The following is a 19,000-nucleotide window of genomic DNA, read 5'->3' on the forward strand; positions in this document are numbered from 1 at the left end:
CCGGACGCGTCACAGCTTGGCATCCCGCCGGGCTTGCCGGAGAATGGGCGCGGTTAACTCGCTGCACCGCAAGGAGCCCGCATGCCCGCCGCCGGAACCGGACAAGAGATCGCCATCTTCCTCGTCAGCGTTGTCTTCGGGATCTACATCATCCTGCTGATCCTGCGGACGATCTTCGGCCTGGTGCGGGCCGACTACTACAACCCGATCTCGCAGACCATCGTGATGCTGACCGATCCGCCGCTGCGGGTGCTGCGGCCGGTGATTCCGTCCGTGGGGCGGGTCGATCTCGCCGCGATCGTGCTGATGATCGTGCTCAAGTTCATCGAGATCTGGTTGCGCGTGCTCATCGTTGGCGTGGACGTGGGGCTCGGGCTCATCCTGGCCGTGGCGATCCGCGAGCTGCTGACCACCGTGATCTGGGTCTTCATCATCGCGCTGATCGTCGAGGTGGTGATGAGCTGGATCCAGGCCGGGGGCGGCGGCGCCGCCAACAACCCCATCATGCGCCTGGCCGGCGCGGTGAACCGTCCCATCCTCGGCCCGCTGCGCCGGGCCCTGCCGAACACCGGTGCGATCGATTTTTCGCCGATGATTGCCCTGGTCGGGCTCTATATCCTGCTGATTATCGTCCGCTCTTTCTGAATCCGCCGAGCGGGCGTCGGCACGCGCGCCGCCACCCCCGGTTTCAATCGCAGCAAAAGCGGCTAGACTCGAAGACAGGGGTACCTGAGAGCCTGTTTCCGCAGGGCCCCGCTTTCCCCATCAGGCAAAGGAGTCAGCCATGGCAAGAGTGCATCGGGTCTTTACCGGCTTTCTCGTCGCTTTGGCGGCGGTCGCTCTCGGCAGCTCGATCGCATCCGCCAACGAGGCGGAGTTCGACAATTACGTCGTCCACTACAACGTGATCAACACCACCTTCCTGTCGCCGGAGGTCGCGCGGGCCTATGACGTGCGGCGCAGTTCCAACCGGGCGATGGTCAACGTCAGCGTGATGGAGCGGGGCGATAACGGTCTGCAGGCGGTCTCCGCCGAGGTCACCGGGTCGGCCACCAACATGAACGACCAGATGCGCAACCTGCGTTTCCGCGAGATCCAGGATGGTGATGCCATCTACTTCCTGTCGGAGGTGACGGTTCGCAGCGGCGAGACCCTCGACTTCGCGATCGATGTCGCCCCGGCGGGCAGCGAACGCGTGCTGCCGGTGCGCTTCTCGCGCGACTTTTTCGTGGACTGAGCCCCGCCCGGGGCCTTCCGAATGATCCCCCGCCCGCCCGGGCGGGGGATCACATCGCCACACTCAGCAGCATCCAGACCCCATACAGCGCGACCCCGCCGCCGGCGATCCGGCGGACCCAGGGGCGGCGCACGAAGGCCGCCAGGCGTGCGGCGAACACCCCCATCAGCAGCAGATTGGGCAGCGTGCCCAGGGCAAAGGCACCCATCAGCGCGGCGCCCTCCAGGGCCCCGCCGGCACCCAGTGACCAGGCCAGCACGCTGTACACCAGCCCGCAGGGCAGCCAGCCCCACAGCCCGCCGACCACCAGGGCCTGCCCGGCGTGGCGCACTGGCAGGAAGCGCCGCCCCAGCGGTTCGATGCGCCGCCACAGCACCCCGCCGGCCTGTTCGAGGCGCGCGAGGATCGGCCACCAGCCGGCGAGATAGAACCCGAGCAGGATCAGGAAGACCGCGGCGAAGCCCTGCAGGATCGCCTGACCGGCCGGCAGGCCGCCCAGCAGACTGGCCCCCAGCCACCCGGCCAGGGCCCCGGCAACGACATAGCTCGCCATGCGCCCGAGGTTGTAGGCCAGCAGCAGGTCCAGCCCCGGCCCGCGGCGACCGTGGCCCATGGAGATTGCGCCGACGATGCCGCCGCACATCCCCAGGCAGTGCACGCCGCCGAGGATGCCCACCGCCAGCGCGGCCAGCAGGGTACCCGGGTCACCCATCAGTGCGTGCCCCGGTCAGTCCGGATCGGCCGCATCGCCCAGGGAAACACTGCTTGATGTATACGCTCGCGCTCGAGTCGCTTTTGCGTGCGAACAAGGCGCGGTGACTGCCGTGCAGTCATTCTGCACAAGGGAACCGCAACGCTGTGCGCGCGCAAAAGCGGCCGAGCCCCTGCATTGAATGGTTTGTGGGGTTGGCACCCCAGGTTCCGCGATACGGCGTTGCGCCGCTTGCGGGTAGAACCACTACCCGCTGCACGACGCGCCTTGTCTCGAAGAACCTGGGGTGCCAACGCGAGCGTGTACATGAATCAGTGTTTCCCTAGGACCTCGTGCTTGGTCCGGATGAAGGTGGCGTGCGGCACGTAGAGCAGGTCCGCGAGGTGCCGGATGACCGCCTCCTGACGCTTGTGCAGGTCGCGGTTGGCCCAGGCGGCGCGCCACAGGGCGCGCAGGATGTCGGCCTTCTGCTCGGCATCGAAGGCCGCATTGACCTCGCGCACCATCGGGTGGATGGAGATCAGCGCGTCGCTCTCCTCCTGCGCGATCTCCAGCAGCGCATCGGCGGTATCGTTGTCCAGGCGGAACAACTCGATCAGGCTGCCACGTACCGATTCGAGCTCCTCCGCGCGCAGTTCGAAGTCGGCGCGGCAGACTTCCATGATCAGGGCCGCGGCGGCGCGCTGCAGGCGCTGTTCGGGATCGCCCTCGGCGCGATCGCTGCGTTCGGCGCCCAGCAGGCGCTGCCAGTGGCTGCGTAGTTGTTCAATCACCGCGTGGTCTCCGTCTACTCGCGCTGTGCGGTATGGTGCCCGAATGGAATCCGTTCGGCCCGAATCCCCCGATCTCCTCCTGCTCTCCGGCGGCATCGAGAGCAGCGCCCTGCTGGCGCAGTGCCATGCAGCCGGCAAGGTGCTGCGCGCCGTCTGGGTCGACTATGGCCAGCGCAATGCGGCCCGCGAATGGGCGGCGGTGGAGCATCTGGCCGGGGTCTACGGCGCGACGCCCGTCGCGCTGGACCTGCAGTCCCTGCGCGCGGCCTTCACCCGGCGCAACGACTGGGTCGGGCATGTGCCGTTGCCCCAGCGCAATCTGCTGGTGCTGGCGCTGGCGGTCAACCTGGCCGAACACCACGGTGCCGGGCGTATCCTTTTGGCCCTGAACCGCGAGGATCAGGGGCATGGGCCGGGTTCGCAGCCCGGGTTCGTGCAGCAGGTCTCGGCGCTGGCCGGGACCCTGGTCCCGCATCTGCAGGTCGAGGCGCCGCTGATCGAGCAGTCGAAGGCGGAAATCATCGCCACGACGGATCCGCTGGGGATCGACTGGCGCCGCACCTGGAGCTGCCTTCTGGCACAATCGCGCCACTGCGGGCGCTGCCCGCAGTGCCAGGCCCGGCGCGCCGCGTTCGCCGCGGCCGGCATCCCCGACCCGACCGACTACCGCGAAGCACCCCGATGACCGATGCCGCCATTCCCCGCCATGTCTCCGAGCGTCTGGAGATCGCCATCCTCACCGGCGAAACCCTGCAACTGAACTGGGCCGAGCCCGGTTCCAGTCAAGCCTGGTGGGGCAAGGTAACGCCCCGCGAAGTGCGCGAGGCGGAGGGTTTTCACTGGCTGGATGGCGAGTGCGAAGGCCGGTCGGTGCAGATCCGTCTGGACCTGATCCGCAACCTGCCGACCCCGGTCAAGTAGCTGCCGGATCGCCGGCCCGGTCTCTCGCGGCGGGCAGGCCGGACATCAGATCGGCCAGTGACTCCAGCAGCACGAAGTCTTCCGAGTGCATGGGGTCGCCGCGCTCGTCCGGGTAGCGCATGCCGCGCAGCTCCGCGATGCCCGCCCCGGCGGCGCTCGCCAGCGCCAGCAGGTTGTCGTCCACCAGCAGGGTGCGCTCCGGGTCATGGGGTGCGACCCGCTGCAGGCGCTCCCAGAACGCGGCCTCTTCCTTCGCGCAATCCAGATCGTGGGCGGAGACGATGGTGTCCAGGCGGTCGCCGATGCGGGTGAGCTGGTGCTTGAAGGCGTAGACCTGCGGATGGGCATTGGTCACCAGCACCCGCCGTCGGCCGGCACGTTGCAGGGCGGCCAGCAACGCATCGGCATGCGGTTTCAGGGCGATATGATGGGCCAGTTCGCGTTTCAGGCCCAGGATGTCCAGCCCGGTGAAGCGCGTCCAGTGATCCACGCAGTACCATTCCAGCTTGCCGCGCACCCGCTGCATCTCGTCCTCCAGGCGGCGGCGTGCGCATTCAGGGTCGTCCGGCTGGCAGCGGATGTACTCCCGCGGGATCAGCTCGCGCCAGAAGCGGTTGTCGAAGTGCAGGTCGAGCAGCGTGCCGTCCATGTCGAACAGCACGGTGTCGATGCGACTCCAGTCCACGGCGAGCGCGGGGGCGTGCGGATTTTTTTCGGGGTTTTGCGGGTCCACAGCAGACGGCCACATGATCGAGGGGATTGGTTATGGCTCTCATGGTACCCCAGGTTCGGTTTCTGCCCGCGCCCCTTCTTGTCGCGCTTCTGGCCCTGCCGGGCCCCACCCTGGCGATGGACCCGGATGATCCGGACTACGATCCGCTGGAGGATGATGCCCTGTGGGGCGAGACGGTCTCCCCGGACCAGACCCAGACGACCAGTCCGGAGCTGACGTTCCTGCTGGAGGAGCCGGACCGGACGCCGCATCACCACCAGAATCAGATCCGCATCACGGCCTCCTCCCTGGAGGACGGATGGGCCGATCTGCGCCAGTGCCACAACGATGTGGCGGCCATTCGGCGCATGGTCATTGTGTACAATGAGGCGACCATCGACGAACTCCAGGTCGAGTCCACCCGCAACATCGAATCCGCGCGCGCCGAGGGCGATCGTGTGGATCTGCGCGGGGTGGAGAAGGACGCCGAGGTCTGTGTGACCGCGCGCATGAAGATCGTCGAGCACGAGGGGGACGGCGTCTATCGCCTGGAGAACGGCCCGTTCGTTCGCCGCTTCCTCGACGGCTATTTCCCGATGCGCGTCACCATGGCCGTGAGCTGGGGTGATCTGGATCTGCGCCTGGCGGAGACCGAGCCGGCCGAGCAGGACGGGTTCGAGGTGGTGACCTCCGATCACGGGTTCATGTTCGACACCCTGTTCGAGGGCGAACTGCGGACCCTGGTGCGTCTGCGCAACAGCCACTGACCGCCCGGGAGGGCGCATGAGCCGAGACAAGCCGGATGTCCAGGGGCGACGCACGGTCGCCAGCAGTCGCCTGTTCGAGGTGGAAGAGCTGGACCTCGAGTTCAGCAATGGCGCGCGCACCTGCTTTGAGCGCCTGGTCAGCCGCGGCCATGGTGCGGTGATCATCGCCCCGGTGCAGGCCGACCGGACAATCCTCCTGATCCGCGAATACGCCGCGGGCACCCACCGCTACGAGCTGGGCCTGCCCAAGGGCCGCATCGAGGCGGGCGAGGACATCCTGGCTGCCGCCAACCGGGAGATCATGGAGGAGGTGGGGCATGCCGGACGCCGCCTGACCCACCTGGGCGCGCTGACCGTGGCGCCCGGCTACATGGCCCACCAGACGCATCTGGTGCTGGCCGAGGATCTCTACCCCGAGACCGCGGAGGGCGACGAGCCGGAGGCGATCGAGGTGGTGCCCTGGTCGCTGGACCGCCTGACGGAGCTGGTTGCACGCGAGGACCTGACCGAGGCGCGTTCCATTGCCGCCCTGTACATGGTGCGCGACTACCTCGACGGATAGAGGCCTCCTGGCGCGCGCCGGTGTTCCCCCGGGGCCGCAACCCTGCCAAGCTAGGGGGAATGTTCCGGGAAAACGGGAGTTCCCCATGCATGCTCCGCCGAAGGATGCGGCCCTGACTGCCCTGATGCACGAGGTTTCGAGCCTGGCCGACGCGGCCGGCCACGCCATTCTCGAGCTCTACGAGACCCGTTTCGCGGTCACCGAGAAGGCCGACCATTCGCCGCTGACCGAGGCCGATCTGGCCGCCCACCGTATCCTGGTCGGCGGGCTGTCGGATATCGACCCGGACTGGCCGGTGCTGTCCGAGGAGGGGCAGGACGTGCCCTTCGCGCGGCGTCGGCAGTGGCCGACCTACTGGTTGATCGATCCCCTCGACGGGACCCGCGAGTTCGTGAAGCGCAATGGCGAGTTCACCGTGAACGTGGCGTTGATTCACAACCACGAGCCGGTCCTCGGCGTGGTCTGGTGTCCGGTGCTCAAGCGGCTGTATGCCGGGCACCGCGACGGGGTGGCGATCCGGCGGGACGAAGACCAGGCCCCGCGCACGATTGCGGTCGCCAGCGAGCGCATCGGCACGGATCATCCCGTGGTGGCGGGCAGCCGTTCACACGGGGCGGAACGCCTGAAGCTCGCGCTGGACCGGCTGGGCCCGCACGAGCTGGTCAGCATGGGCAGCTCGATGAAGCTGTGCCTGGTGGCCGAGGGCGCCGCCGATATCTATCCGCGCCTGGGGCCCACCAGCGAATGGGATACCGCGGCGGCCCATGCGGTGGTGCGGGCGGCCGGCGGCCGGGTGACCGACCTCCAGGGCCAGGAGCTTCGCTACAACACGCGCGAGAGCCTGCTGAACCCCGAGTTTCTGGTGTGCGCCGGCAACCCCGACGGCTGGCTGCGCCGCCTGGGATTGCCGGAGGCCTGAGGGAAACTCTGAGCGCGCGCCGCCGCGTCAGGCGGCGCCGTTGGTGCGCGACGGGGCGACCGGCTCCGGCGTGATGTCCCAGATCTCGCGGGCGTAGTCGCGCACCGTGCGGTCGATCGAGAAATACCCCATGCGTGCGACATTCAGGATGGCGGCCTCGGCCCAGGCGGCGCGGTCGGCGTACAGGGTGTCCGCCCGCGCGCAGGCCTCGGCGTAGGCCGCATAGTCGGCGATCACGAAGAAGGGATCTTCCTGGCGCAGGTAGCGACCGAGGTCGGCGTGGGTGCCCGGGTCGTTGCAGGTGAAGAACCCGGACTCGATCATCTCGACTGCGGCGGCGAGGCCCGGCTGGCCGGCCAGTATGGCCTCCGGGGACGGGCCGTGGCGGCGGTGCTCGACGACCTCGTCGGCGGTCATGCCGAAGATGAAGATGGAGTCCTCGCCCACCGCGTCCCGGATCTCGATGTTGGCACCGTCCAGGGTGCCGATGGTCAGGGCGCCGTTGAGCGCCAGCTTCATGTTGCCGGTCCCGGAGGCCTCGAAGCCGGCGGTGGAGATCTGCTCGGAGACATCCGCCGCCGGGATGATGATGCTCGCCGAGCTGACCTCGTAGTTGGGGAAGAACACGCACTTCAGGCGGTCGCCGATGGCCGGGTCATGGTTGACGATGTCGGCGACCTCGTTGATCACCTGAATGATGCCCTTGGCCCGGGCATAACCCGGCGCGGCCTTGCCGCCGAACAGCACCACGCGCGGCGGGATGTCCTCGCCGGCGCGGATGCGGCGGTACAGGTCCACCACGTGCAGGAGTTTCAGCAGCTGGCGTTTGTACTCGTGGATGCGCTTGATCTGCACGTCGAACATGACGTCCGGGTTCAGCTCCACGCCGGTGCGCTCGCGCACCAGGTCCGCCAGGCGCTGCTTGTTCGCGAGCTTCACGTCCATGAAGGCCTTCTGCAGGTCGGCGTCGTGGGCGTAGGGTTCCAGCGCGCGCAGGCGATCCAGATCGTACTGCCAGTCGTCGCCGATGCGCTGGCCCAGCAGTTCGGTGAGCGCGGGGTTGGACTGGATCATCCACAGGCGCGGGGTCACCCCGTTGGTGACATTCACGAAGCGCTCCGGCCACAGGTTGCAGAAGTCCTCGAACAGGGTCTCCTGCAGCAACTGGGTGTGCAGCGCCGCCACGCCGTTGACGCGGTGCGAACCCACCACCGCGAGGTGGGCCATGCGGACCCGGCGGCCGTGTTCCTCGTCGATGATGGACAGCCGCGCCAGGCGGTCGTTGTCGCCCGGATAGCGGTGGCGTACCTCCTCCAGGAAGCCATGGTTGATCTGGTAGATGATCCCCATGTGGCGTGGCAATACGCGTTCCATCAGCTCTACCGGCCAGGTCTCCAGGGCCTCGGGCATCAGGGTGTGATTGGTGTAGGCGAAGGTGCGCCGGGTCAGTTCCCAGGCGCGTTCCCAGGGCAGCTCGTGCTCGTCCATCAGCAGGCGCATCAGCTCCGCGACGGCGATCGCCGGGTGGGTGTCGTTCAGCTGGATCGCGACCTTGTCGGGCAGGGCGTCGAGGCTGTAGTCCAGAGCCAGATGGCGCTCCATGATGTCCTGCAGCGAGGCCGAGACGAAGAAATACTCTTGCTTCAGGCGCAGTTCCTTGCCGATCGCGGTGGCGTCGTTGGGGTACAGGACCATCGAGATGGTCTCCGACTCCGCCTTGTCCGCGACCGCGCGGATGTAGTCGCCTTCATTGAAATAGCGCAGGTCGAAGTCGCGGGTGGCCTTGGCCGCCCAAAGGCGCAGGTTGTTCACGTTGCGCCGGCCATAGCCCGCGGTGGGGTAGTCGTAGGCCATGGCCAGGACTTCCTCGCCGTCCTCCCAGGTGTAGCGGGTGGAGCCATCGGGGTGATGGTGCTCGACCACGTAGCCGTAGAAGTGGATCGGATACTTGCGGTCCGAGCGCGGGAACTCCCAGGGGTTGCCGTAGCGCAGCCAGTTGTCCGGGTGTTCCACCTGATGGTAGGGCTCGAATTCCTGGCGGAACATGCCGAACTCGTAGCGGATGCCGTAGCCGTAGCCGGGGTAGCCCTGGGTCGCCAGGGACTCCAGGATGCAGGCGGCCAGGCGCCCCAGCCCGCCATTGCCGAGGGCCGCGTCGTCTTCGAGGTCCAGAATGGTGTCGAGGTCGACGCCGAGATCGGCCATGGCCTGGCGGGCCGGCTCGAGGATGCCCATGTTGCGCAGGTTGGCCTCGAGCATGCGCCCGATCAGGTATTCCAGCGACAGGTAGTAGACGCGCTTGACGTCCTCGTCGGCGAACTGCCGGCGGGTCAGCAGGCGGCGCTCCACCATGCGTTCGCGGATGGCGAAGGCCAGGGCCTCCATCCAGTCGCGTTCGGTGGCTTGGCGCGGGTCCTCGCCGACCACGCGGACCACGGCATCGCGGATCGACTGCCGCAGACCCTCCACATCGTTGGGAAGGTTGGGCAGGTGGGTCACTTCGGGGGCGGCCATCGGGCGGATCTCCAGAAAGGGGGTAGAAGCGCCGCTGCCTGGAATTATCCTTCCCGGGCGACGGCGCGATAGCCGATATCTGTTCGGCAGTATATATCGTCGAAATGAATCTGGTGTACGGCCGCGTAGGCCTTTTTCTGCGCGCTCTTCACGTCGGCTCCGAGGCCGACCACGCAGAGTACGCGACCGCCGGCGGTCACGATGCGACCCTCGGCATCGCGGGCGGTACCGGCATGAAACACGTGGGCGTCGGGATCGGCCTCCACGGCCTCCAGGCCGCTGATGACGTCGCCCTTGCGGTAGTCCCCCGGATAGCCCCCGGCGGCCAGGACCACGCCCAGCGCTACGCGCGCATCCCAGCGGGCCTCGACCGCGTCCAGACGCCCGTCCAGCGCCGCCTCGACCAGTTCGCTGAGGTCCGATTCCAGGCGGCTGAGGATCGGCTGGGTCTCGGGGTCGCCGAAGCGGCAGTTGAACTCCAAGACCTTCGGGTTGCCCGCAGCGTCGATCATCACGCCGGCATACAGAAAGCCGGTGTAGCGTTCGCCGTCGGCGGCCATGCCCTGCACGGTCGGTTCGATGACGTCGTGCAGGATGCGCGCATGCAGCGCATCGGTCACCACCGGGGCGGGTGAATAGGCCCCCATGCCGCCCGTGTTCGGGCCCTGGTCGCCGTTGTCGCGCGCCTTGTGGTCCTGCGAGGAGGCCAGCGGCAGCACGTGCTCGCCGTCCACCATGCAGATGAAGCTGGCCTCCTCGCCGGTCAGGAATTCCTCGATGACCACGCGGTTGCCGGCCTCCCCGAAGGCGTTGCCGGCCAGCATGTCGTGCACCGCCGCGCGGGCCTCGTCCTCGGTCTGCGCGAGGATCACGCCCTTGCCGGCGGCCAGGCCGTCGGCCTTGACCACAATGGGCGCGCCGTGGGTGGCGATGAACTCCAGCGCGGCCCGTTCGTCCTCGAAGCTGCCGTAGGCGGCTGTCGGGATGTGGTGGCGGTGCATGAAGTCCTTGGCGAAGCTCTTGGAGCCCTCGAGCTGAGCGGCCTTTGCCGTGGGGCCGAAGCAGCGCCGGCCGGCGGTGCGGAAGGCATCCACCACGCCGGCGACCAGGGGTGCCTCGGGGCCGACCACGGTAAACGCGATGGCCTCGCGTTCGGCCAGGGCCAGCAGCGCGTCGATGTCGGTGACGCCGACGTCGACGTTCTCGCACTTGGCCTCGCGCGCGGTGCCCGCGTTGCCGGGGGCCACCAGCACGCGCTCGACGCGCGGCGACTGCGCCAGCTTCCAGGCCAGCGCATGCTCGCGCCCGCCGTTGCCGATTACCAGTACGTTCATCAGGACCTCAGTGGCGGAAGTGGCGCATGCCGGTGAACAGCATGGCGATGTCGTGCTCGTTGGCGGCGTCGATCACCTCCTGATCGCGCATCGAGCCGCCGGGCTGGATCACCGCGGTGATACCGGCCTCGGCCGCGGCGTCGATGCCGTCGCGGAACGGGAAGAAGGCATCCGAGGCCATCACCGAGCCGGCGACCTGCAGGCCTTCGTCCGCGGCCTTGATGCCGGCGATGCGCGCGGAGTATACGCGGCTCATCTGGCCCGCCCCGACCCCGATGGTCTGCTGGTCGCGGGTGTAGACGATGGCATTGGACTTGACGTACTTGGCGACCTGCCAGGCGAAGCACAGGTCCTTCATCTCCTGTTCCGACGGCGCGCGCGCGGTCACGGTCTTCAGTTCCACATCGGCCAGGCTGCCGCGGTCCGCATCCTGGACCAGCAGCCCGCCGCCGATGCGCTTGTAGTCCAGGCCCGGGCCAACGCCCGCCGGCGGGATCTCCAGTACCCGGACGTTCTTCTTGGTGGCCAGCGCGCGCAGCGCGCCCGGCGTGATCTCGGGGGCGATCACGACCTCGACGAACTGGCGGCTGACGATCGCATGCGCGGTGTCGCCGTCCAGTGGGCGGTTGAAGGCGATGATGCCGCCGAAGGCCGAGGTCGGGTCGGTCTGGAAGGCGCGCTCGTAGGCCATCAGCTGGCTCGGCGCGACCGCCACGCCGCAGGGGTTGGCGTGCTTGACGATCACGCAGGCCCCGGCTTCGAACTGGCGCACGCATTCCCAGGCGGCGTCGGCGTCCGCCAGGTTGTTGTAGGACAGCGATTTGCCCTGGTGCTGGCGGTAACTGGCCAGGGTGCCGGGTGTGGGCTGCGGATCGCGGTAGAACGCGGCGCGCTGGTGCGGATTCTCGCCGTAGCGCAGGGTCTCGACGCGCTCGAAGGTGGCGTTCAGCTGCCCGGGGAAGGGCGCCGTTTCACCGTCCTCGTCGAGGGCCGACAGATAGTTGCTGATCACGGCGTCGTAGCGCGCGACGTGATCGAAGGCCGCGACCGCCAGGCGGAAGCGCAGCGACTGCGGCACCTCGCCCTGGTCACCAATGGCCGCGGCGATCTCGCCGTACTGGTCGGGGCTAGTGGCCACCGCCACGTCACGGTAGTTCTTGGCCGCCGCACGCAGCATCGCGGGCCCGCCGATGTCGATGTTCTCGATGGCATCCTCCAGGCTGCACCCGGGCCGGGCCACGGTCGCCTCGAAGGGATAGAGGTTCACCACCAGCAGGTCGATCGGGGGGATGTCCTGCTCGGCCATCACCGCGGAGTCGATGTCGCGCCGCCCCAGCAGGCCCCCGTGGATGCGCGGGTGCAGGGTCTTGACCCGGCCATCCATGATCTCGGGGAAGCCCGTGTGCGCGGAAACCTCGGTCACCGGAAGGTTGTTTTCGGCCAGCAGGCGGGCCGTGCCGCCGGTGGACAGAAGCTCCACGCCGCGCTCGTGCAGGGCGCGGGCAAGCTCCACGACGCCGGTCTTCTCGGAGACCGACAAAAGGGCGCGCTGGATGGGGCGGCTGGGGGTCATGCGGGGCCTCGGGATCGCTGCAAAAACCGCCATTATATCGAACGCGTGACGCCCGTGGAGGCGGCTTCGACCCGGCCGCGGCACAGCGGGAGGGCTGGGGCTCAACTTGTAATTTTTGCGCAAAACCTTCAGGGTATAAAAACGATTTCGGACACAACGCCCGCGTTCAGACGCAGCGCGAGGCGCCGTAAACGATCCCCGAGCCAGGCGGGATGGGCCCGCCAGACCACGGCTCGGCATCCGGGTAATGAAGAGCCCTCCGGATGTGCAGGATGAACCGGCCAGGCCGGTAGCGGGCGCTGCGAACAACGCGCCCGTTGCATTGCTACCCGAACACCAGGCCTGGCCTGGGCGGATCGGGCGAATGGCGAGACCGCCGGGACATGCGGGGGTCGCGGTTCTCTGCGTTTGCGGGGTGTTGTGCCGACGGATCGGCCGCGGGCCGTCCGTTCACGCTTACGACAGCAGCAAAAGCCAAGAGGAACCAGCATGGCAGCGAACATCAAGAATGATCAGGATTTCGGTGACAAGCCGACCGAACGTCGCGATACCGAGAACTACCTCAACGAGTACACCACCGGTTTCGTCGACAAGTGGGACGACCTGATCGACTGGGACAACCGCGCCAAGAGCGAAGGCACCTTCTTTATCGAGGAACTGAAGAAGCGTGGCGCCAAGCGCGTGCTGGACGTGGCCGCCGGTACCGGTTTTCACTCCGTACAGCTGCGCGAAGCGGGCTTTGACGTGGTGACCGCCGACGGCGCCCCGGAGATGCTCGTCAAGGCCTTCGAGAACGGCCGCAAGCGCGGGCACATCCTGCGCACCGTGCAGGCCGACTGGCGCATGCTCAACCGCGATATCTACGGCCGTTACGACGCCGTGGTCTGTCTGGGCAACTCGTTCACCCACCTGTTCAACGAACATGACCGCCGCAAGGCCCTGGCCGAGTTCTACTCCGCCCTGAACCACGATGGCGTGCTGATCCTCGACCAGCGCAACTACGACACCATCATGGACCATGGCTACTCGTCCAAGCACACCTACTACTACTGCGGCGACGACGTGCAGGTGCAGCCGGCCCATGTCGACGAAGGCCTGGCCCGCTTCCAGTATCGCTTCCCGGATGGCTCCGAGTACTTCCTGAACATGTTCCCGCTGCGCAAGGCCTATGTGCGCCGCCTGATGCGCGAGGTCGGTTTCCAGAAGATCGAGACCTACGGGGACTTCCAGGAGACCTATCGCGAGACCGATCCCGACTTCTTCATCCACGTTGCCGACAAGCGTTATATCGAGGGCGAGGAACGATGAGCGAGAACTACTCCGACGTCGTCGAGACGGCTCGCGACTATTACAACAGCGAGGACGCCGACACCTTCTACAAGATGGTGTGGGGCGGTGAAGACCTCCATATCGGGCTGTACGAGTACAAGGACGAGCCGATCGGCGACGCCAGCCGGCGCACGGTCGCCCATATGTCCGACCTGCTCGGCGAGCCGCAGCCGGAATGGCGCGTGCTCGACATGGGCGCCGGTTACGGCGGTGTCGCGCGCTACCTGGTCGAGAACTACGGCTGCGAAGTCACCGCGCTGAACCTGTCCGAGAAGGAAAACGAGCGCGACCGCGAGATCAACAAGGCGCGCCACCTGGACCACAAGATCACCGTGGTCGACGGCAGCTTCGAGAAGGTCGACGAGCCGGACGCGTCCTATGACGTGGTTTGGTCCGAAGACTCGTTCCTGCATAGCGAGAACGAAAACAAGAAGAAGGTGATTCAGGAGGCCGCTCGAGTGCTGAAGCCGGGTGGCTGGCTGATCTTCACCGATCCGATGCAGACCGACGATTGCCCGGACGGCGTGCTGGACCCGATCCTCGCCCGCATCCATCTGGATTCGCTGGCTAGCCCCGAGTTTTACCGTGAGGCGGCCAAGGCAGCGGGTCTGGAAGAGGTCGGTTTCGAGGAGCATTCCAGCCAGATCGCGACCCACTACGGCCGCGTGAAGCAGGAGCTCGAGTCCCGCGAGGACGAGCTGAAGCACTACATCTCGCAGGACTACATCGACCGCATGAAGCAGGGCCTGCAGCACTGGGTCGATGGCGGCAACTCGGGCTACCTGACCTGGGGCATCTTCCGCTTCCGCAAGCCGGCCCGCTAGGTCGCGCTTGCGAAGCAGGGACCGAGGGGCTGGCCGCCGTCAGGCGGGCAGTCGCCTCCAGACCCCGTCCATGCGGCCTTCGAGCGGCTGGAAGCGGGTCTTGTATTCCATCTTCGGCGCCTGGTCGATCCAGTAGCCGAGGTAGACATGGGGCAGACCGAGGCGGTGCGCATGCGCCACCTGGGTCAGGATCGCGAGGGTGCCCAGGCCGCGGCGCGGCTGATCCGGATCGAAGAAGCTGTACATCGCCGACAGCCCCTGCGGGGTGCGGTCGGTGACGGCTACCGCGACCAGCGTGCCGGCCTGGCGGAATTCGATCAGATCCACCGGGCCGTTATGGTGGGCCAGCATGCCCGTGTATTCCTCGCGCCCCATCTGCTCCATGCCCCCGCCCGCGTGGCGGGCGGTCTGGTAGCGCGAGAACAACGGCATGTGCTCGTCGAGATCGGCGGCGGGCCCGGTGCCCGGCTGCTCCGGCGGGCGCCGGATCGCCACCGCGAGATCCTGATTGCGGTCCAGGCAACGGCGCTGGCTGCGATTCGGGCGAAAGCGCGCGACCGGAATGCGTACCGGCACGCAGGCGGCGCATTCGGGGCAGTGATGCCGGTAGACAAACTGACCGCTGCGGCGAAAGCCCTCGGCCAGTAGCTGGCCGAAGCGGGCACCGCCCAGGCTGACCGCGGGGTCGACCAGGAGGCTCTGCATCTCGCGGTCGTCCAGATAGGGGCAGGCCTGCGGGGCAGTGATGAACCAGCGGATTGGATGTTCCTGCATGGCGCTATCGTGACATCTCCGTGCACGGGCGCAAACAGGGGCATCCCAGACCGCCACGAGATACGAAAGAGCCTGCCGGAAGGGTGGGCTCCACGACCGGGATGGAACCCCGGCGTGTACACTTATCCCATTCGAAACCAATGGTGTACGGCACATGACGGCAACACGTAAAGATATCGAGAAGGCGCTGAAAGAGCGCATCCTGATCCTGGACGGCGGTATGGGAACCACCATCCAGCTGTACAAGCTGGACGAGGCCGACTACCGCGGCGAGCGCTTCAAGGACTGGGAGTCCGACCTGAAGGGCAACAACGACCTGCTGTCGCTGACCCGTCCGGACATCATCGAGCAGATCCACAACGACTATCTCGAGGCCGGCGCCGACATCATCGAGGCCAACACCTTCAACGGTACCCGCATCGCGATGGCGGACTACCACATGGAGGATCTGGTCCCCGAGCTGAACCGCGAATCCGCGAAGCTCGCGCGCAAGGCCGCCGATGCCTGGACCGAGAAGACCCCGGACAAGCCGCGTTACGTAGCTGGCATCCTCGGCCCGACCAACCGTACCGCGTCGATCTCGCCGGACGTGAACGACCCGGGCGCGCGGAACGTCGATTTCGACACCCTGGTCGAGGCCTACAAGGAGGCCGCCGAGGCTCTGGTCGAGGGCGGCGTGGACCTGCTGCTGATCGAGACGGTGTTCGACACCCTGAACGCCAAGGCCGCGATCTTCGCGGTGAAGACCCTGGAAGACGAGCTCGGGAAGGACCTCCCGATCATGATCTCCGGCACCATCACCGACGCCTCCGGCCGTACCCTGTCCGGCCAGACCACCGAGGCCTTCTGGAACTCGGTGCGTCATGCGAACCCGGTCTCCATCGGCCTGAACTGCGCGCTGGGTGCGAAAGAGATGCGCCAGTACGTGGAAGAGCTGTCGCGCATTGCCGACACGTTTGTGTCCGCGCACCCGAACGCCGGCCTGCCGAACGAGTTCGGTGACTATGACGAGTCGCCGGAGCAGATGGCCGCGGACGTTGGCCCCTGGGCCGAGCAGGGCCTGCTGAACATCATCGGCGGCTGCTGCGGCACGCTGCCGGAGCACATCCGCGCGATGCGCGAGGCGGTGGAGAAATTCCCGCCGCGCAAGGTGCCGGAGATCGCCCCGGCCTGCCGCCTGTCCGGCCTCGAGCCGTGCAACATCACCGACGACTCGCTGTTCGTGAACGTCGGCGAGCGCACCAACGTGACCGGCTCGCGCAAGTTCCTGCGTCTGATCCAGAACGAGGAATTCGACGTCGCGCTGGAAGTCGCACTGAACCAGGTCGAGGGCGGCGCCCAGATCATCGACATCAACATGGACGAGGGGATGCTGGAGTCGCAGGACGCGATGGTCCGCTTCCTTAACCTGCTGGCCGGCGAGCCGGACATCGCCCGCGTGCCGGTGATGATCGACTCCTCCAAGTTCGAGATCATCGAGGCCGGCCTGAAGTGCGTGCAGGGCAAGCCGGTGGTCAACTCGATCTCCATGAAGGAGGGCGAGGAGAATTTCATCAAGCAGGCCCAGCTGTGCCGCCGCTACGGCGCCGCGATCGTGGTCATGGCCTTCGACGAGGACGGCCAGGCCGACAACGAGGACCGCCGTGTCGAGATCTGCACCCGCGCCTACAAGCTGCTGACCGAGAAGGTCGGTTTTCCGGCCGAAGACATCATCTTCGACCCGAACATCTTCGCGGTCGCGACCGGTATCGAAGAGCACAACAACTACGGCGTGGACTTCATCGAGGCCACCCGCCGCATCAAGAACGACCTGCCGCACGCGCTGGTCTCCGGCGGCGTGTCCAACGTGTCGTTCTCCTTCCGCGGCAACGAACCGGTGCGCGAGGCGATCCACGCGGTGTTCCTGTACCACGCCATCAAGGCGGGCATGGACATGGGCATCGTCAACGCCGGCCAGCTCGCGGTCTACGACGACATCGACGAGAAGCTGAAGGAAGCGGTCGAGGATGTGGTCCTGAACCGTCGCGATGACGCGACCGAGCGACTGCTTGACCTGTCCGAGGAGTACAAGGGCCAGGGCGGCGGCAAGAAGGAGGAGAACCTCGAGTGGCGTGAATGGGAAGTCACCAAGCGCCTCGAGCACTCCCTGGTCAAGGGTATCGACACCTACGTGGTGGACGACACCGAAGAGGCCCGTCAGGCCTACGACCGCCCGATCCAGGTGATCGAAGGGCCGCTGATGGACGGCATGAACGTGGTCGGCGACCTGTTCGGCGAGGGCAAGATGTTCCTGCCGCAGGTGGTCAAGTCCGCCCGCGTGATGAAGAAGGCCGTGGCCCATCTGATCCCGTACATCGAGGCCGAGAAGACCGGCACCGAGAACAACGGCAAGATCCTGATGGCCACGGTGAAGGGCGACGTCCACGACATCGGCAAGAACATCGTCGGCGTCGTGCTGCAGTGCAACAACTTCGAGGTCATCGACATCGGCGTGATGCAGCCGGGCGCCGAGATCCTGAAGGCCGCCAAGGAACACGATGTGGACGTCATCGGCCTGTCCGGCCTGATAACCCCCTCGCTGGAGGAGATGGCCAACTTCGCCGCCGATCTCGAGCGCGAAGGCATGAAGACCCCGCTGATGATCGGGGGCGCGACCACCTCGCGCGCCCACACCGCGGTCAAGATCGAGCCGAACTACTCCGGTCCCGTGGTCTGGGTGAAGGACGCCTCGCGTGCGGTGGGTGTGGCCCAGAGCCTGATCAGCCCCGAACTGCGCGAGAAGTACGCCGCCGAGATCCGCGAGGAGTACGAAAAGCTGCGCGTGCAGAACGCCGGGCGCAAGAAAAAGACCCAGTGGGTCACGCTGGAGAAGGCGCGCGCCAACAAGCCGCAGATCGACTGGTCAAGCTATACCCCAACCAAGCCGAAGGCGCTGGAGACCGACAAGCTGCCGGGCGAGCCGACCGTGCTGCACCCGCATGGCGACGGCTCCGTGCTGCTGCGCTTCGACGACTACGATCTGAACGAGGTCGCCGAGTACATCGACTGGACGCCGTTCTTCCACTCCTGGCAGCTGCACGCCGCCTACCCGCGCATCCTGGATGACGAGAAGGTGGGTGAAGAGGCGCGCAAGCTGTTCAAGGACGCCCAGGAGATGCTGCAGCGCATGATCGACGAGAAGTGGGTCACCCTGCGGGGCGTGGTGGGCTTCTTCCCGGCGAACACCGTCAATAATGACGATATCGAGGTGTACACCGACGAGAATCGCTCCAAGGTGCTGAAGAAGCTGCATCACCTGCGTCAGCAGACCGAGAAGCGCCGGGGTCAGCCGAGCCACTCGCTGGCCGATTTCGTGATGCCGAAGGAGGCCGGCGGTCCCGACTACATCGGGGCCTTCGCGGTCAGTGCCGGTGGCGATGTCGACGCCAAGGCCGCGGAATTCGAGAAGGCCAACGACGACTACCACTCGATCCTCGTGAAGAGCCTGGCGGACCGCCTGGCCGAGGCCTTCGCCGAGTGCATGCATCAGCATGTGCGCCGCGAATTCTGGGGCTATGTCCCGGACGAGTCGCTCGAAAACGAGGACCTGATCGAGGAGAAGTACCAGGGCATTCGCCCGGCCCCGGGCTACCCGGCGTGCCCGGAGCACACCGAGAAGTCCACCCTGTGGGAGCTCCTGCAGCCGGAAGAGAACGCTGGCATGACGCTCACCGAGAGCTACGCCATGCTGCCGGTCTCGGCCGTGTCCGGCTGGTACTTCGCGCATCCGGAGTCGCGCTACTTCGGTCTCGGCAAGGTCAACCGCGACCAGGTCGAGGACTACGCCAAGCGCAAGGGTATGTCGTTCGAGGAGGCCGAGCGCTGGCTCGCGCCGAACATCGGCTACGACGACAGCGACGAGGCCAAGGCGGAAGCCAAGGCCGAGCGCGAAGCCCGGACCGCTTAACACCCCGGTCCCGTCTCCGGGCCGACCCGTGCGAGCGGGCGGGTCCGGCAAACTGCGAGCCCCGCATCAGGGAATCCCCGGTGCGGGGCTCGCTTTGTCTGGG

The 19,000-nt window shown here is 66.9% G+C and carries 17 protein-coding genes; 10 read left to right on the top strand and 7 right to left on the bottom strand.

Features of this window, described 5'->3' with window-relative positions:
* The first annotated feature begins 81 nt into the window (after window positions 1–81).
* Both F627_RS0104200 and F627_RS0104205 read left to right on the top strand, forming a co-directional pair.
* On the top strand, window positions 82–645 hold the full coding sequence (locus F627_RS0104200; RefSeq protein WP_018866703.1) for a YggT family protein: 564 nt from the start codon (window positions 82–84) through the stop codon (window positions 643–645).
* A 139-nt stretch (window positions 646–784) separates the two neighbouring features.
* Complete coding sequence (locus F627_RS0104205; RefSeq protein WP_018866704.1) at window positions 785–1,237, top strand: DUF4426 domain-containing protein; 453 nt, start codon at window positions 785–787, stop codon at window positions 1,235–1,237.
* Between the two features lie 49 nt (window positions 1,238–1,286).
* Here F627_RS0104205 and F627_RS0104210 read toward each other — a convergent pair whose 3' ends face one another.
* Both F627_RS0104210 and F627_RS0104215 read right to left on the bottom strand, forming a co-directional pair.
* Window positions 1,287–1,949, bottom strand: a complete 663-nt coding sequence (locus F627_RS0104210) for a sulfite exporter TauE/SafE family protein (protein ID WP_018866705.1) — start codon at window positions 1,947–1,949, stop codon at window positions 1,287–1,289.
* Window positions 1,950–2,260: 311 nt separating this feature from the next.
* On the bottom strand, window positions 2,261–2,722 hold the full coding sequence (locus F627_RS0104215; protein WP_018866706.1) for a TerB family tellurite resistance protein: 462 nt from the start codon (window positions 2,720–2,722) through the stop codon (window positions 2,261–2,263).
* Window positions 2,723–2,765: 43 nt separating this feature from the next.
* Here F627_RS0104215 and F627_RS0104220 point away from each other — a divergent pair, with 43 nt between their 5' ends.
* Entirely contained in the window at window positions 2,766–3,407 is a 642-nt protein-coding gene (locus F627_RS0104220; protein WP_019583380.1) for a 7-cyano-7-deazaguanine synthase, read from the top strand.
* Window positions 3,404–3,643, top strand: a complete 240-nt coding sequence (locus F627_RS0104225; RefSeq protein ID WP_018866708.1) for a hypothetical protein — start codon at window positions 3,404–3,406, stop codon at window positions 3,641–3,643. Before F627_RS0104220 ends, F627_RS0104225 begins: the two co-directional genes overlap by 4 nt.
* Here the strand turns inward: F627_RS0104225 and F627_RS0104230 are convergent.
* Window positions 3,636–4,376, bottom strand: a complete 741-nt coding sequence (locus F627_RS0104230) for an HAD family hydrolase (protein ID WP_196801154.1) — start codon at window positions 4,374–4,376, stop codon at window positions 3,636–3,638. The genes F627_RS0104225 and F627_RS0104230 overlap by 8 nt on opposite strands.
* 32 nt (window positions 4,377–4,408) lie before the next feature.
* On the opposite strand from F627_RS0104230, the gene F627_RS0104235 reads away from it, so the two are divergent.
* From F627_RS0104235 to cysQ, 3 genes are all read left to right on the top strand, one after another.
* The gene (locus F627_RS0104235; RefSeq protein ID WP_081619389.1) at window positions 4,409–5,122 is read left to right on the top strand and encodes an alpha/beta hydrolase; all 714 of its coding nucleotides are present in this window, start codon (window positions 4,409–4,411) and stop codon (window positions 5,120–5,122) included.
* Between the two features lie 16 nt (window positions 5,123–5,138).
* Window positions 5,139–5,684, top strand: a complete 546-nt coding sequence (gene nudE, locus F627_RS0104240) for an ADP compounds hydrolase NudE (RefSeq protein WP_019583382.1) — start codon at window positions 5,139–5,141, stop codon at window positions 5,682–5,684.
* Window positions 5,685–5,769: 85 nt separating this feature from the next.
* The gene (cysQ, locus tag F627_RS0104245) at window positions 5,770–6,603 is read left to right on the top strand and encodes a 3'(2'),5'-bisphosphate nucleotidase CysQ (RefSeq protein ID WP_018878486.1); all 834 of its coding nucleotides are present in this window, start codon (window positions 5,770–5,772) and stop codon (window positions 6,601–6,603) included.
* Window positions 6,604–6,630: 27 nt separating this feature from the next.
* Here the strand turns inward: cysQ and F627_RS0104250 are convergent, their stop codons facing one another.
* Genes F627_RS0104250 through purH form a run of 3 tightly spaced genes read right to left on the bottom strand, consistent with a single transcriptional unit; the run spans window position 6,631 to window position 12,024 of the window.
* A complete protein-coding gene (locus F627_RS0104250; RefSeq protein WP_019583383.1) occupies window positions 6,631–9,117 on the bottom strand; it encodes a glycogen/starch/alpha-glucan phosphorylase in 2,487 nt (828 codons plus the stop codon).
* A 44-nt stretch (window positions 9,118–9,161) separates the two neighbouring features.
* Window positions 9,162–10,451, bottom strand: coding sequence for a phosphoribosylamine--glycine ligase (gene purD, locus F627_RS0104255; RefSeq protein ID WP_019583384.1), 1,290 nt, complete (start codon window positions 10,449–10,451; stop codon window positions 9,162–9,164).
* Between the two features lie 7 nt (window positions 10,452–10,458).
* Window positions 10,459–12,024: a bifunctional phosphoribosylaminoimidazolecarboxamide formyltransferase/IMP cyclohydrolase gene (gene purH, locus F627_RS0104260; RefSeq protein WP_019583385.1), complete on the bottom strand. Its 1,566-nt coding sequence runs from the start codon at window positions 12,022–12,024 to the stop codon at window positions 10,459–10,461.
* A 489-nt stretch (window positions 12,025–12,513) separates the two neighbouring features.
* On the opposite strand from purH, the gene F627_RS0104265 reads away from it, so the two are divergent.
* Both F627_RS0104265 and F627_RS0104270 read left to right on the top strand, forming a co-directional pair.
* Window positions 12,514–13,332 carry a class I SAM-dependent methyltransferase gene (locus F627_RS0104265; protein WP_018866715.1) on the top strand — a complete coding sequence of 273 codons (819 nt, stop codon included), beginning with the start codon at window positions 12,514–12,516 and terminating at the stop codon, window positions 13,330–13,332.
* Window positions 13,329–14,177, top strand: a complete 849-nt coding sequence (locus F627_RS0104270; protein WP_018876893.1) for a methyltransferase domain-containing protein — start codon at window positions 13,329–13,331, stop codon at window positions 14,175–14,177. The genes F627_RS0104265 and F627_RS0104270 overlap by 4 nt, the downstream gene beginning before the upstream one ends.
* 39 nt (window positions 14,178–14,216) lie before the next feature.
* On the opposite strand, the gene F627_RS0104275 is transcribed toward F627_RS0104270, so the two are convergent.
* On the bottom strand, window positions 14,217–14,951 hold the full coding sequence (locus F627_RS0104275) for an arginyltransferase (RefSeq protein WP_018878482.1): 735 nt from the start codon (window positions 14,949–14,951) through the stop codon (window positions 14,217–14,219).
* A 154-nt stretch (window positions 14,952–15,105) separates the two neighbouring features.
* Between F627_RS0104275 and metH the strand changes: the two genes are divergently transcribed.
* A complete protein-coding gene (gene metH, locus F627_RS0104280) occupies window positions 15,106–18,897 on the top strand; it encodes a methionine synthase (RefSeq protein ID WP_019583386.1) in 3,792 nt (1,263 codons plus the stop codon).
* The last annotated feature ends 103 nt before the right edge of the window (window positions 18,898–19,000 follow it).

The sequence above is a fragment of the Thioalkalivibrio sp. ALE16 genome, assembly GCF_000381305.1.
Classification (GTDB): Bacteria; Pseudomonadota; Gammaproteobacteria; order Ectothiorhodospirales; family Ectothiorhodospiraceae; genus Thioalkalivibrio.

Coding starts and splice junctions, on each gene's coding strand:
- metH (WP_019583386.1), top strand. CDS start 15,106: ATGACGGCAACACGTAAAGATATCGAGAAGGCGCTGAAAGAGCGCATC.
- F627_RS0104210 (WP_018866705.1), bottom strand. CDS start 1,949: ATGGGTGACCCGGGTACCCTGCTGGCCGCGCTGGCGGTGGGCATCCTC.
- nudE (WP_019583382.1), top strand. CDS start 5,139: ATGAGCCGAGACAAGCCGGATGTCCAGGGGCGACGCACGGTCGCCAGC.
- F627_RS0104235 (WP_081619389.1), top strand. CDS start 4,409: ATGGCTCTCATGGTACCCCAGGTTCGGTTTCTGCCCGCGCCCCTTCTT.
- F627_RS0104205 (WP_018866704.1), top strand. CDS start 785: ATGGCAAGAGTGCATCGGGTCTTTACCGGCTTTCTCGTCGCTTTGGCG.
- F627_RS0104270 (WP_018876893.1), top strand. CDS start 13,329: ATGAGCGAGAACTACTCCGACGTCGTCGAGACGGCTCGCGACTATTAC.
- F627_RS0104225 (WP_018866708.1), top strand. CDS start 3,404: ATGACCGATGCCGCCATTCCCCGCCATGTCTCCGAGCGTCTGGAGATC.
- purD (WP_019583384.1), bottom strand. CDS start 10,451: ATGAACGTACTGGTAATCGGCAACGGCGGGCGCGAGCATGCGCTGGCC.
- F627_RS0104265 (WP_018866715.1), top strand. CDS start 12,514: ATGGCAGCGAACATCAAGAATGATCAGGATTTCGGTGACAAGCCGACC.
- F627_RS0104250 (WP_019583383.1), bottom strand. CDS start 9,117: ATGGCCGCCCCCGAAGTGACCCACCTGCCCAACCTTCCCAACGATGTG.
- cysQ (WP_018878486.1), top strand. CDS start 5,770: ATGCATGCTCCGCCGAAGGATGCGGCCCTGACTGCCCTGATGCACGAG.
- F627_RS0104200 (WP_018866703.1), top strand. CDS start 82: ATGCCCGCCGCCGGAACCGGACAAGAGATCGCCATCTTCCTCGTCAGC.
- F627_RS0104220 (WP_019583380.1), top strand. CDS start 2,766: ATGGAATCCGTTCGGCCCGAATCCCCCGATCTCCTCCTGCTCTCCGGC.
- F627_RS0104275 (WP_018878482.1), bottom strand. CDS start 14,951: ATGCAGGAACATCCAATCCGCTGGTTCATCACTGCCCCGCAGGCCTGC.
- purH (WP_019583385.1), bottom strand. CDS start 12,024: ATGACCCCCAGCCGCCCCATCCAGCGCGCCCTTTTGTCGGTCTCCGAG.